Source organism: Nostoc sp. KVJ20 (genome assembly GCF_001712795.1).
Classification (GTDB): Bacteria; Cyanobacteriota; Cyanobacteriia; order Cyanobacteriales; family Nostocaceae; genus Nostoc.
On sequence record NZ_KV757622.1, the window covers coordinates 165,476 to 178,093 of the forward strand.

10 protein-coding genes are annotated in these 12,618 nt (G+C 43.2%); 3 read left to right on the top strand and 7 right to left on the bottom strand.

Annotation, left to right across the window (positions count from 1 at the left end; genetic code table 11):
* The first annotated feature begins 145 nt into the window (after positions 1 to 145).
* The 3 genes from A4S05_RS16855 (at position 146) to A4S05_RS16865 (ending at position 3,120) form a co-directional block, all read left to right on the top strand.
* Positions 146 to 1,396, top strand: a complete 1,251-nt coding sequence (locus A4S05_RS16855) for a competence/damage-inducible protein A (RefSeq protein WP_069070950.1) — start codon at positions 146 to 148, stop codon at positions 1,394 to 1,396.
* Between the two features lie 101 nt (positions 1,397 to 1,497).
* Complete coding sequence (locus A4S05_RS16860) at positions 1,498 to 2,109, top strand: hypothetical protein (protein WP_069070951.1); 612 nt, start codon at positions 1,498 to 1,500, stop codon at positions 2,107 to 2,109.
* 216 nt (positions 2,110 to 2,325) lie between these two features.
* Positions 2,326 to 3,120, top strand: a complete 795-nt coding sequence (locus tag A4S05_RS16865; RefSeq protein ID WP_069070952.1) for an LmeA family phospholipid-binding protein — start codon at positions 2,326 to 2,328, stop codon at positions 3,118 to 3,120.
* Between the two features lie 165 nt (positions 3,121 to 3,285).
* Here the strand turns inward: A4S05_RS16865 and A4S05_RS16870 are convergent, their stop codons facing one another.
* The 7 genes from A4S05_RS16870 to A4S05_RS16900 all read right to left on the bottom strand — a co-directional run bounded on the left by A4S05_RS16870 (position 3,286) and on the right by A4S05_RS16900 (position 12,569).
* Entirely contained in the window at positions 3,286 to 4,677 is a 1,392-nt protein-coding gene (locus A4S05_RS16870) for a UDP-glucose dehydrogenase family protein (protein WP_069070953.1), read from the bottom strand.
* 146 nt (positions 4,678 to 4,823) lie between these two features.
* Positions 4,824 to 5,774 carry a UDP-glucuronic acid decarboxylase family protein gene (locus A4S05_RS16875; RefSeq protein WP_069070954.1) on the bottom strand — a complete coding sequence of 317 codons (951 nt, stop codon included), beginning with the start codon at positions 5,772 to 5,774 and terminating at the stop codon, positions 4,824 to 4,826.
* Between the two features lie 695 nt (positions 5,775 to 6,469).
* Complete coding sequence (locus A4S05_RS16880) at positions 6,470 to 8,605, bottom strand: cation:proton antiporter domain-containing protein (RefSeq protein ID WP_069070955.1); 2,136 nt, start codon at positions 8,603 to 8,605, stop codon at positions 6,470 to 6,472.
* A 142-nt stretch (positions 8,606 to 8,747) separates the two neighbouring features.
* On the bottom strand, positions 8,748 to 9,404 hold the full coding sequence (locus A4S05_RS16885) for an HAS-barrel domain-containing protein (RefSeq protein WP_069070956.1): 657 nt from the start codon (positions 9,402 to 9,404) through the stop codon (positions 8,748 to 8,750).
* Positions 9,405 to 9,490: 86 nt separating this feature from the next.
* Positions 9,491 to 9,688: an NAD(P)H dehydrogenase subunit NdhS gene (locus tag A4S05_RS16890; RefSeq protein WP_069070957.1), complete on the bottom strand. Its 198-nt coding sequence runs from the start codon at positions 9,686 to 9,688 to the stop codon at positions 9,491 to 9,493.
* A gap of 330 nt (positions 9,689 to 10,018) precedes the next feature.
* Positions 10,019 to 11,332 (bottom strand): rod shape-determining protein RodA, encoded by a 1,314-nt coding sequence (rodA, locus tag A4S05_RS16895; protein ID WP_069070958.1) that lies wholly within the window; start codon positions 11,330 to 11,332, stop codon positions 10,019 to 10,021.
* A gap of 166 nt (positions 11,333 to 11,498) precedes the next feature.
* Positions 11,499 to 12,569 carry an Mrp/NBP35 family ATP-binding protein gene (locus A4S05_RS16900; RefSeq protein WP_069070959.1) on the bottom strand — a complete coding sequence of 357 codons (1,071 nt, stop codon included), beginning with the start codon at positions 12,567 to 12,569 and terminating at the stop codon, positions 11,499 to 11,501.
* Between the last annotated feature and the right edge of the window lie 49 nt (positions 12,570 to 12,618).

Genomic DNA, 12,618 nt, shown 5'->3' on the forward strand with positions numbered 1-12,618 from the left:
ATTCAATTTTAGATTTTGGATTGACGATTTTAGATTGAAATTTAATCCAAAATCCAAAATCCAAAATCTAAAATCTAAAATCTAAAATTCTTAATCCCTGCCCCCACTCCCTATTCCCTATTCCCCATTCCCTATTCCCAATCCAATGAGCGCAGAAATTATTTGTGTTGGTACTGAACTGCTGCTAGGAGATATCCTCAACGGCAATGCTCAATTTTTAGCGCAACAATTAGCGCAGCTAGGTATTCCCCATTACTATCAAACAGTGGTTGGGGATAACCCAGAACGGTTGAAAGAAGTTATAGAAATTGCTATTTCCAGAGCGCAAATTCTCATTTTTACTGGTGGACTTGGCCCAACACCAGATGATCTTACCTGCGAAACCATCGCCGATTTTTTTAAAGTCCCGTTGCTAGAACGCTCTGACATCATCGAAGACATAACCCAAAAATTCGCCCAACGTGGTCGGGTTATGTCACCAAGTAACCGCAAACAAGCTTTGATTCCCCAAGGTGCAGAAATTCTCCCCAACCCCACTGGAACAGCACCCGGCATCATTTGGCAACCTCGTCCTGAAATCACAATTTTTACCTTTCCCGGTGTTCCCAGTGAAATGCATCCGATGTGGGAAGAAACAGCCGTACCATTTCTCAAAAGTCAAGGTTGGGGTAAAGAAATTATTTACAGCCGGAGTTTAAAGTTTTGGGGTATTGGTGAATCTGCTTTGGCGGAAAAGGTTGCTTCCTATTTGAAGTTGCCAAATCCCACAGTAGCCCCTTATGCAGGTAAGGGGGAAGTAAGATTGCGAGTCTCTGCTAAAGCAACTTCAGAAGCAGCAGCAGAAGAACTAATTGCGCCCATTGAGAAACAACTTAAAGAAATCGCCGGACTGGATTTTTACGGCGTTAATAACGATACTCTTGCTTCCGTGGTCGGTCAGTTGTTGCGGGTATCAAAAGAAACGCTTTCAGTCGCAGAATCTTGCACTGGTGGCGGTTTAGGACAAATGTTAACTGAGATTTCTGGGAGTTCTGATTACTTTTGGGGTGGAGTAATTTCTTATGACAATTCGGTAAAAGTTAGGCTACTGGGGGTTAACCAGGAAGATTTAGATAAATTTGGGGCGGTAAGTGCGATCGTTGCAGAGCAAATGGCAATTGGGGTAAAAACCAGACTTTCAACCACTTGGGGACTAAGTATTACTGGTATTGCTGGCCCAACTGGAGGGACGGATACTAAGCCAGTGGGTTTAGTTTACGTTGGTTTAGCTGGGCCAGAGGATGAAGTGGCAAGTTTTGAGTATCAGTTTGGCACAGTGCGAGGACGCCCTCTAATTCGTCATGTCAGTGCTAATGCAGCGTTGGATAATTTACGGCGAAAGTTGTTGACGAGGTAGGAGGCCTATTATGTTTGTCATACAAGTTGTATGACAATCGAACCTATTGAAAATCTGATGTTATTTTAAAAAGCTCAATTACGAATTACGAATTATCAAGTATGAGCAAAACTCCCATCCTTCAACCAAATCACTCATACACTTTCAGAAACTATTTTGAGATGTCATTCGAGCCAGAAGACATCCTGGCTGAATTTGGCTATTCTTTAAAACGTTCCTCTCTCAATCACCAAAAGTCCACCATTGAATTAGATAGACTCGCAAATCTCAAATCTAGGATTGAGGAGAGCTTGCCATATATTAGTTTGACTAGTGAGGCAGCCCGCAGAGAGTTACTAATTGCCCCAATTTTATTGGATATTGTTCATTACACCCGTGCCCAACTTAGAATTGAATATCCTCTTATAGTTACAGAACAATTAAAAGGTTCCCTTGACTATTATCTTCATACAGACCATAAGCTCTTGGTTGTGGAAGCTAAAAATGCTGATTTGGCAAGGGGCTTTACCCAGCTTGCTGTAGAACTGATTGCTATTGATGCGTGGACTGATTCTCAAGAGGCAAATTTACAAGGGGCTGTTTCTACAGGGGATATTTGGCAATTTGGTCTACTGAATCGAGAAAGTAAACAAATAATTCAAGACCTGAATTTATATCGTGTTCCTGCTGACATAGACGACTTGCTTCGGATTTTGGTGGCGATACTGAGCTAATACTGGCATATTTGATGGGCACTAGCCACAGAAGACTAATTGAGGTTATTCTTTCTTAATTTATTATTTTAATACATAGTAATATTTAATACACTGCATCATCAACCATCAGCCATCCAACTCCTACCCATCAGCACAATTAATCACGGGATCGCTTGCTGTATTCTTCACAGTTTGTTACAAAAGTACAAAGAACTTCTAGAGACTAAGAACCAAATGTTCGGCGGACTTACTGGTTTACAAGATCCTAAAGGCACTGATTGGGGAGAGCGGATGCTCAATACGGTCGCCAGCCAAACGATTCGCCACCTGTTTACCCAAAGCGAGTCAGTAGAAGTCTTTGTGCGCTGCTACCCCTCCAGCAAACTGTTGCAAGGCAGCATTGATAGCTTCAAAATGAGCGGTCGTGGCTTGGTGATTCGGAAAGATTTCGCGGTAGAGGAGATGTCTTTTGAAACCGATGCGGTGGCTATTGACTTCGGCTCGGTTTTAAGTGGCAAACTTAGTCTTAAGCAACCCACTCAAGCGATCGCTCAAGTCATATTATCAGAAGCAGGCATCAACCAAGCCTTTAATGCGGAACTAGTGAAAAAGCGCCTGCTTAACCTCTCCGTACCATCCCTAACGGCATTATCTGGCGGTGAACCAGTCTCTTTTACGGATGTCCAGGTACAGCTATTGCCAGAGAATCGCTTACAGCTTGTAGCAAAAGCAGATTTAAATAATGGCCAACTCGTACCCCTGAGCATGATTTTAACTGTAGGCATTGAAAGGCGGCGGCGAGTTTCTTTCAAAGATCCAAAAATCCAACTTGACCAAGTGCCAGAAGCACAACGAGAAATCTCGCAAACCTTGAGCGTAGCGCTGGTAGAAATTTTAGATAATATGGTTGATCTTGATCGTTTTGACCTCGATGGAGTGAAAATGCGGCTCAACCGATTAGAAACTGAAGGTCAAAAACTTATTTTCAGTGGGTATGCTGAAATTGAACGTATTCCAAGTAGCTCTTGATACAAGATTAAACGCAAAAAGCCAAATTAAAGTGAAGCTTTAAACAAATTAAATACCGCCTAGATGATTCTAAGCGGTAGTTTAAATATTTAGGTTTTGAAAGGAGTTAGAAGTTAGTAATTAATTTTTTTTATTTATCACTCCTAACTCCTAACTCCTAGCTCTCTATCTTCCCACGCCTACATATTGGAATCCAGCCCGGATCATTGCTTCGGGGTCGAGGAAGTTACGACCATCGATGATAACTGGGTGAGCCATCAATTTTGCCATCTTCACATAATCGAGAGTGCTGAACTGCTGCCATTCGGTGACAAGTACCAAAGCATCGCAGCCGTCAGCAAGTCTTTCGGCATCGGTTTCTACTAACACCCCAGAAAGCCCATGACGCATACCTGTTTGGGAAATAATCGGGTCGTAGGCTTTGACCTTGGCTCCCAGTCGGTTTAGCTGCTCAATTAGGATGAGTGCTGGGGCGTCGCGCAAGTCGTCGGTATCTGGCTTAAAGGTCAGTCCGAGTAGTCCGACTGTTTTGCCTTTGAGAATTTTCAGAACTTGTTGGAGTTTTTCCAAAGCAATCAACCGTTGGCGCTCGTTGACACTGACAGCAGCTTTCATTAGCTGGGCTTCATAGCCATAATCATCAGCAGTGTGAATTAGAGCGGAGACATCTTTGGGGAAACAAGAACCACCCCAACCAATACCAGCTTGTAAAAACTTGTTACCAATGCGGGAGTCTAGACCGATACCCTTGGCTACTTGGGTGACATCAGCACCGACGCGATCGCAAATATTAGCAACTTCGTTAATAAAACTAATCTTAGTGGCTAAGAAGGCATTAGCGGCGTATTTGATCATCTCCGCCGAACTCAGGTCTGTTGCCAGAATTGGTACTGGGGGTAAAGATTGATCGTCAGCGTACTTCCGTTCCACAATTGGGGCATACAGTTGTTGCATTAAAGCTACTGCTCTTTGGCTATTGCCTCCTAGTACAATGCGATCGGGGTTGAAGGTATCGTGAACTGCCGAACCTTCGCGCAAAAACTCTGGATTGCTCACCACATCAAACTCGGCTACAAACTCAGGTAATTTATCATCACTCGACACCCCACCTGCGGGTACCAATGTTTTCTGCCGTTCAGCAACACCATCTAGAACAAGCATCCGCACCCAGTCGCCTGAGCCAATGGGTACGGTAGATTTATTAACTATGACCTTATAACCACCGTTGAGATTTTCGCCAATCCCACGAGCTACAGCTTCAACATAACGAGTATCACTTTCACCAGTGGGTAAAGGTGGTGTTCCCACAGCAATAAACAGAATTTCTCCGTGGGAAACTCCAGCAGCAAGATCACTAGTAAAATGAATTTTCTCTGCTTGAATGGCAGACTGCATAATTTCTGAGAGTCCCGGCTCAAAAATTGGGGACTGCCCAGACTTCATTAACTTAACTTTTTCTTCGTTGTTGTCTACGCAAATTACATCATGCCCAATATGGGCCAAGCAAGCACCTGTAACTAAACCAACGTAACCAGTACCAATCACGCAAACACGCATTTTTTAACTCCTCACTTTTCTTAGGGTTAGTCTTCAAAAAGAATTCTGAATATGACACTTAGCTACTAATGAAACTCAGCCATCAAGCATACTAGCTACCGATGGGTGAGCCTGCATGAAAATTTTAGAGCGACGCTAGATGCCACTCAGGTGGTTGAATTATTGATATCGCTTTGAATGCGATCGCGAAAATCTTCTATTGTCAGTTTTAACCCCTCTTGCAGAGGAATGGTAGGTTCCCAATTTAACCAAGTTTTTGCCTTTGTGATATCAGGTTGGCGACGTCGGGGATCATCCGAAGGTAGTGCCTCGAATTTAATCTGGGCCTCCGGGTTGATCATATTTTGCACCGTTTGTGCCAATTGTAAAATCGTGTATTCACCAGGATTACCCAGGTTGACCGGGCCAATGTAGTCGCTATTCATTAGGCGGATGAATCCTTCTACTAAATCCGAAACATAGCAGAAACTACGAGTTTGCGAACCATCACCATAGACGGTTAAAGGATTACCCCGCAAGGCTTGAACTATAAAGTTGCTCACCACTCGACCATCGTTTTCTAACATTCTCGGCCCGTAAGTGTTGAATATCCGAACAACTCGAATATCAACTTTATTTTGCCTGTAGTAATCAAATGCTAGAGTTTCAGCAATTCTTTTACCTTCGTCGTAGCATGAACGTATCCCAATGGGATTGACGCTACCTCGATACTCTTCAGTTTGGGGATGAACTTCTGGATCACCATATACTTCACTAGTTGAAGCTAAGAAAAACCTAGCTTTTACACGTTTAGCCAGCCCCAACATATTCAGTGTTCCCATCACGTTAGTTTTGACGGTTTTAACTGGGTTGTACTGGTAATGTACTGGTGAAGCTGGACAAGCTAAATGATAAATTTGATCTACTTCTAACCGAATTGGTTCGGTAATATCGTGGCGAATGAGTTCAAAGTACGGATGACCTAACCATTTCAGAATGTTGCGTTTGTGGCCAGTGTAAAAATTATCCAAGCATATTAATTCATGCCCAGCAGTCATTAGTCGGTCGATGAGATGGGAACCAATAAACCCAGCACCGCCCGTCACCAAAATTCTCATAGTTTCCCAGTTACTTACAAATATTTTCAGTAGCTATTGCACTTACTTTTAGATTACCCAGCTTGGGTACAAAAATACAGAACAAAAAAAAGAACAAGGCTTCATCAAAAAGTGTTGTTGAACTTACCTATTTTTTTACGGTTGCAGTTTTGTTATATTTTTACCTTTTTGCTTCAGAATTTAATTAGCAAAATAACAAACTTAGTCTAAAGATTATCAATCTTCCACCTAAAGTTCATCAAATCTTCAACAAAATAAAGTGTTTTTACCATGATCAGTGCTGAATGCTGAGTAACAAATGAACCAATAAATACTCAGGAATTATGTACGTGGGTATTAGCCCCGCTCTTTGTGGGTGGAATCTTTATTATCTCTAAGCCGAGCCACTAAGAACTCAGTATTTTTCACGGTTACAACTATTGTGAGTGGGATGCAAAGTACCAGGAAGTAATTTGAAACTCGTTTAATTTCAAGGTCTTACCATTACTATAGTTAACCTGTATCGTGTTTGCTAATATTCCGCCCTACACTTGATTGCAAAGACTGACACCATTCCACAAAACTTCTGCTACAAATGTACGCGTTTGTAGGGACGTACATTTGTACATTCCTACAGCCAATCCATTTGTTGCAAAGATTTTCGTCAATGGTATCACAGCTCAAGTCTAGTTAGATGGACTTAGCTATGGCTGATATTATACAGCAGATGTAATGTTAGTAACCGCATTAGAGGTAATTACATTAGTTTGAGTGCGTTGCGGTTCTCCAAGCATGACAATAGAGCAAGTGAGTTGGCTGGCTAACTGGGTAGTGACATCGCTAATGGTTAACCCTCCAGGACTGGTACGATTACGTATAAAAGGTAAAACGACTAAATCATATAGTCGTGCTGCCTGCAAAATTGCTTGGGCAACATTTTCATGAGCGATGATTTGAATTTCTGGGGCATTGGTCAAAGCCAATTTAGATACTAGCAGTGAGAGATGCGATCGCCTCCAAGCAATTTTACTAGAACTAGTACGGCGATCGCACACATTCAGCACAGTAATGTGGCTCTGATTTGCTTCTGCCAGCATTTGGGCAAATTGTACAGGCTGTAATGTGGGTGCTGTTAAGTTCTCTATTGGTACTAAGATGCGCTGAATTTTTTTCGGTGATTCTACTAGACGTGTCACCGCTACTGGACAATGGGAAGCCCAAAGCACACCATCAATTACATTCCCAAATAAACGCGCTCGTAACCCAGTGCGTTTACCCCAACCCATAACAATTAAATTAGCTTTTTGTTCACGAGCGGCTCTGCTAATGCCCTGAGCAAAGGCATCATCAATCCGCAGCACTGGTTCCGTCGGTACGCCCAATACTCGACTTTGTGCAGTGGCTTTGGTTAATAACCGCTCACTCCGTTGTAGAGAGGCTTCTAACTGCGGTGCATCCATGTGAGCAGCAGCATTAGCGATCGCCAATGGTATAATTTTGCCCTGAGACTGACGTGCTAATAATGCCGCCATTTCAATCAAATACTGCTGTGTATGAGGATTATATACAGGCACAACTATAGTAAAAGCACTATCTATCTCTGGTGCTTTCTGGTCAGGTAGAGGTGGTGGTGGATCTTCCGCTGCTGAGGAATTCAAGCCAACAGCTATTCGACTGGTAATCAAAGGGCCCAAGGTTGATGTGACAACCATTAAGACAATAATGCTGTGTAATACTTCTAGTGGCAGCAACCCAGCCCGATATCCCACTAACGTTGCTGCTAATGTTGTAGCAACCTGGGGAAGTGATAGCGACCACATCGTTAGCATTTCTTGCCAGTTATAACGGTAAACCAGTTTCGTTAATAAAGCTGCAATCAATTTACTGACAATCAAACCAACGATCATCAAAAGTGTTAACTTCAGCGTGTCTAAGTTATTTACAAAAACGGGTAGATTAATCAGTAAACCAAGGTCAACAAAGAAAATGGGAATGAACAGCACACTGCCAATGAATACCACCTTTTCTTTGACTGGCCCTTCACCCACAGCTTCATTCACCGCCAAACCAGCTAAAAAAGCACCAACAATTTTTTCTACCCCAATCACTTGGGCACCTACAGCCGCTAGAAACACAGAAAGCAACACAAACAAAAATTTGTTTCCTTCGTCGTCTCCAGACCGCTTGAAAAATTCTTTACCTGCCCAATCAAAGCCTGTAACAACGGCAACAGAGTAAATAGTTAACCGACCAGACAAAGTAAGTAGTTCTGCAAAGCTGAATGCTTCATCATCAGCCATAGCTACACAAACGGCTAATATTAGCACTGCACCAATATCTGTAAAAATCTTAGCTCCAGTGGTGACAGTAACAGCTTCGTTGTTTACCACTCCCAAACGACTGATTATGGGATATGCCAAAAGGGTATAGGAAGCAAATAAAGAGCCAATTAAGATTGAAGTATTCCAGCCATAGCCTAAAATTAGACCTACTAGGGTTCCCATTACCAGGGGTACACTGAAAGTCAAGCTAGCAAATCCAAAAGCGCGACTTTTCTGGCGGCGAAACTGTTCTAGATCAACTTCTAGCCCTGCGACAAACAGTAAATAAATTAACCCAATATCTGATAGTAGGTTAATCATCGGTGAGTCAGACTGGAATAAATTCCAACCTGAAGGCCCAAGTACTAGCCCTGAGAAAACCAAACCCACTAATCCTGGTAATCTTAGTCGCTCAAACATTATGGGTATAACTAAGATGACCACCAGCAAAATAGCAAAGGGAACAATTGGTTCCTTGCCAAGAACTTGGGAAGTTGGTTCCAGAACAAGAACTTGTGATATGGGTTCCATCATGTAGGAATTGAAGGGGCTATGGTAAAACTGCGATTACCTTGGGGGCGATCGCCTGATTGATATAAACAAAGAAGCCACCTGACGAAAAATCAAAAACCTTAACTTACACTAACCAGGCAATTGTCTCAGAACTAACTACCTACGGGTGGATTTGACTCAAAATGAACCGCAAGCGATCGTAGTCGTCTTTAAGTAGCACACTCAAGTTGCGTCCAGCTTTAATTAGCCATTCTCGGTCAGCTTTGCGTAACTGGTATACATCTCGAATGGCAGCTGCGGTCAAAGACTCTATTGGCGCACCATTGATACAAAGGAGTGTCCGTAAAAAATCTAGTTCTTCAGTAAATTTAATGATAGCTTCTGGTTCACACCGATAAACAGCCTGATGGATTTGTGGGGGACGGGGTGGTAGATACTGATATACTCTTTGGTTATAACTTTGATTTTGCGAAGATAGTTCAAAGCCCACGATCGCAGCCCGAAATTCCGTTCTCAGCATGGCAAATATTTGGGGTTGTTCCTCCCGTAAGTCTTGCAAGGACAGCCCCAATGCTCTCGCCCGATGTACGGAATCTATGGGCATAGTTGTGGCATAATACACTACAGCATAAATTTGATTACCAGATTCTTCATCTACAGAGCAGACCCAACTACCAAAGGGTGGCATGGAGGGAAAGCTCAAGTCTTCTGGTTCCAAACACTGAGCTAAGAATTCAGTACTAGTAGTTTCAATCACCTCCGCAATGTGGTTGGGATGGCGATCGCCAGTGGCAAACTGTGGTAGGGGGAGGCGCATAGTAATTTAGTCATTAGTCATTGGTCATTAGTCATTAGTTTTTGTCAAATGACAAATGACAACGGACAAATGACTAATGACTAATTTTATTTGGCTTTTTTACGTCCGGCTGTGGTCTCTACGAGTTCCAATTCGCTCAGGCGGAAGGTAACTAATTTATCCCAGTTACCACCTTCAAATAATACGGCTACTTTGCCATCAGTTAGTCGTTGTACGAGTCCTTCGTAGCGATAATAGGTATCTGCGGGATTGTTGACGCGAACAGTTGCTCCAGGCAGAATCATGTTTTTAGCCTCGTTTGTTTCCTTTTAATAGCTTAATACTTGTTAATAGTCATTTGTCATTGGTCATTGGTCATTTGTCATTTGTCATTTGTCATTGGTCATTAGCGAATAGCACTAAGTTAAGATACAGCCCTTGCCCTGACTTACAGGGAAAGCATTATGGGAGGGCTGCCGCCTTTAGTGGCTTGAACCGGAATACATTCCCAGTATTGAGGCTGGGAACAAGATTACACAAGGCTTTAGGCTTTTTTTAGTGCCATTCGGCCATTAGCAAAAGACATAGACGCGCCAGCGGCTTCCCGCAGGGTAGGACAAATGACTAATGACGAATCAATAATACTTCTGCCTCTGTCGAAAATTTGCTACCGATTCTACTATTCCCAAGGATATAAAGTTGGTCAGCATCGCAGAACGCCCATAACTCATCCAAGGTAGGGGAATTCCTGCCACAGGTGCTAAACCAACAGTCATGCCAATATTCACAATCAGCTGAAACACAATCATGGACAAAACGCCAATAGCCAACAAGGAACCAAAGTTATCTTTGGCCGTTTGGGCAACGTGCAGTAGACGGAAACAAATTAAGCAGAAGACAAACAGCACTACCAAACAACCAACAAAACCGAATTCTTCCCCCACTGCGGAGAAAATAAAGTCTGTATGCTGTTCCGGTACGAAATTCAGTTGCGTCATTGGCCCTTTGAACAGACCCCATCCCCAAATTTCACCGGCACCAATAGCAATGCGAGATTGGATTAAATGATATCCAGCACCGAGTGGATCGTGATCGGGATTCATGAATACAGTTAGCCGATCTTTTTGATACTCTTTCAAAATATGCTTCCAGGCAAAGACTCCTAATTCGCCACCCAGTATATTTAGAGTCCATGCACCGATAGCACCGGCAGCAAATCGACGCCAGGGAAGAGTTTGCCAGCCGACAATAGCCATTGCAATTGACCAAACTATCCCTAATGGGCCAAAAGATAGTTCTTTAAATAAAACTATCGGTTCTGCTAATGGCCAAGACGTACTAAATAAAATAGCGGCAACCACAGGAGAAATCATCAGAATTAACCAGCCTGGATTAGCATTTGCCCAGTAAAGCATTCCTAAGACGATCGCACAAAAAACCATTGATGTTGCTAAATCTGGCTGTAAGAATATCAATCCCCAAGGTACAGCGGTGATTGCCAGAACGCGGAAAACACCTTCAAGGGTAGAAGCAGTGCGCCTGTGTAGCAAAGCCGCTAAGGTGATGATCATGCCGACTTTGGCAAATTCTGAGGGTTGGACATTGAAACCAGCAATAGGAATCCACCGCTGTGCCCCTTTGGCGCTACTACCAGCAATCATCACGATGATTAAGCTGAAGTTAGTTATTGCATAAGTTACCCAGTGCCACTGCATCAAGAGTTCGTAACGGATACGAGATAAAAACAGGGCTATAAGCACGCCGATACCCGCTACCATCCAATGCCACCACCAGTCAGTTACTGGCTGCTTAAGTTCCGTACTGAGGATCATCAGGCCGCCAAAGATACTGACAGCAACTGGCAAACAAAAAAGTAGCCAATCTAGATGCTGCCAGGGCTTAACCCAAGACTTCCAGCGAATTTTGGGGAGCGATCGTTTTAACAACATTGTGCCAGTTTAGACTTTAGCTTTAATTGTTGGGGATTGGACATTGGGAATTGGGAATTGGGCAATAATTAATAGTTATTCCCCCCTACTTCCCTATTCCCTAATACCCAATCCCTAGTATTCCCAAGCAATAGCCCAGGAAGTAGATAGAAATTAAAATTTATAATTATGTCAGGGCAGCAACTGATACTTTACCAGCAATGGTAAGAGCGATCGCTGTTAATGCTTTTGCTGAAGCTGAATCTGGATCACCAACGACTATTGGCACGCCGCTGTCACCACCTACTCGTGTAGATATCTCTAGCGGTACGCAACCCAACAGTGGCACTCCCAATTCCGCAGCTGTTTTGGAGCCACCACCGGAACCAAAGATGTCATATTGCTTATCTGGTTGATCGGGGGGGATAAAATAGCTCATATTTTCCACGATCCCCAATACCGGAACATTCATTTGCTGGAACATCCGCAATCCCTTGCGAGAATCTAACAGAGCTACGTTTTGCGGTGTGGTGACAATTACTGCCCCTGCCATCGGTACTGCTTGGGTTAAAGTTAACTGAGCATCTCCGGTTCCTGGTGGCATATCTACAATCAAATAATCCAGTTCTCCCCATTGCACTTGATAGAGAAACTGGCGAATTACACCATTGAGCATAGGCCCCCGCCAAATTACTGGTTGATCTCGGTCAATCAAAAAGCCCATCGAAACTAATTTGACGCCGTGATTAAAAGCAGGTTCCAGGATCTCACCGGTTTCAGTGGAACGCACAACAATTTGGGCATCAGCCAGACCCAGCATGGTGGGGTCATTGGGGCCGTAAATATCAGCATCTAGCAAACCGACTTTCGCCCCAGTTTGAGCTAGAGCCACTGCGACATTCACCGCCACAGTACTTTTACCAACGCCACCTTTGCCGCTGGAAACAGCAATGATATTTTTCACCCCGGAAATGCCAGTGCGGTCGGGCAAACTTTTTTGCTGCGGTGTTTCTGCCGTAACTTCTATACTGACATCTGTAACGCCTGGGAGTTTTTTGACAGCTTTCTGACAGTCTTCAACAATAAATTCACGTAAAGGACAGGCAGGAGTGGTTAATACTAAAGTGAAACTAACCTTACCACCGTCAATTTTTACGTTGCGAATCATATTCAGTTCTACCAGACTTTTGCGGAGTTCTGGGTCTTCCACTGGTCGCAAAATTTCTAATACAGAGCGGGAATCGAGAACATCGTACATAAAAATTCAAAATTCAAAATGAATAAACACTCTTGTGGAGAACATCTTA

What these genes read in the sequence shown, in the direction of transcription:
- A4S05_RS16855 (WP_069070950.1), top strand. Translation starts at nt 146, where the DNA reads ATGAGCGCAGAAATTATTTGTGTTGGTACTGAACTGCTGCTAGGAGAT.
- A4S05_RS16860 (WP_069070951.1), top strand. Translation starts at nt 1,498, where the DNA reads ATGAGCAAAACTCCCATCCTTCAACCAAATCACTCATACACTTTCAGA.
- A4S05_RS16865 (WP_069070952.1), top strand. Translation starts at nt 2,326, where the DNA reads ATGTTCGGCGGACTTACTGGTTTACAAGATCCTAAAGGCACTGATTGG.
- A4S05_RS16870 (WP_069070953.1), bottom strand. Translation starts at nt 4,677, where the DNA reads ATGCGTGTTTGCGTGATTGGTACTGGTTACGTTGGTTTAGTTACAGGT.
- A4S05_RS16875 (WP_069070954.1), bottom strand. Translation starts at nt 5,774, where the DNA reads ATGAGAATTTTGGTGACGGGCGGTGCTGGGTTTATTGGTTCCCATCTC.
- A4S05_RS16880 (WP_069070955.1), bottom strand. Translation starts at nt 8,605, where the DNA reads ATGGAACCCATATCACAAGTTCTTGTTCTGGAACCAACTTCCCAAGTT.
- A4S05_RS16885 (WP_069070956.1), bottom strand. Translation starts at nt 9,404, where the DNA reads ATGCGCCTCCCCCTACCACAGTTTGCCACTGGCGATCGCCATCCCAAC.
- A4S05_RS16890 (WP_069070957.1), bottom strand. Translation starts at nt 9,688, where the DNA reads ATGATTCTGCCTGGAGCAACTGTTCGCGTCAACAATCCCGCAGATACC.
- rodA (WP_069070958.1), bottom strand. Translation starts at nt 11,332, where the DNA reads ATGTTGTTAAAACGATCGCTCCCCAAAATTCGCTGGAAGTCTTGGGTT.
- A4S05_RS16900 (WP_069070959.1), bottom strand. Translation starts at nt 12,569, where the DNA reads ATGTACGATGTTCTCGATTCCCGCTCTGTATTAGAAATTTTGCGACCA.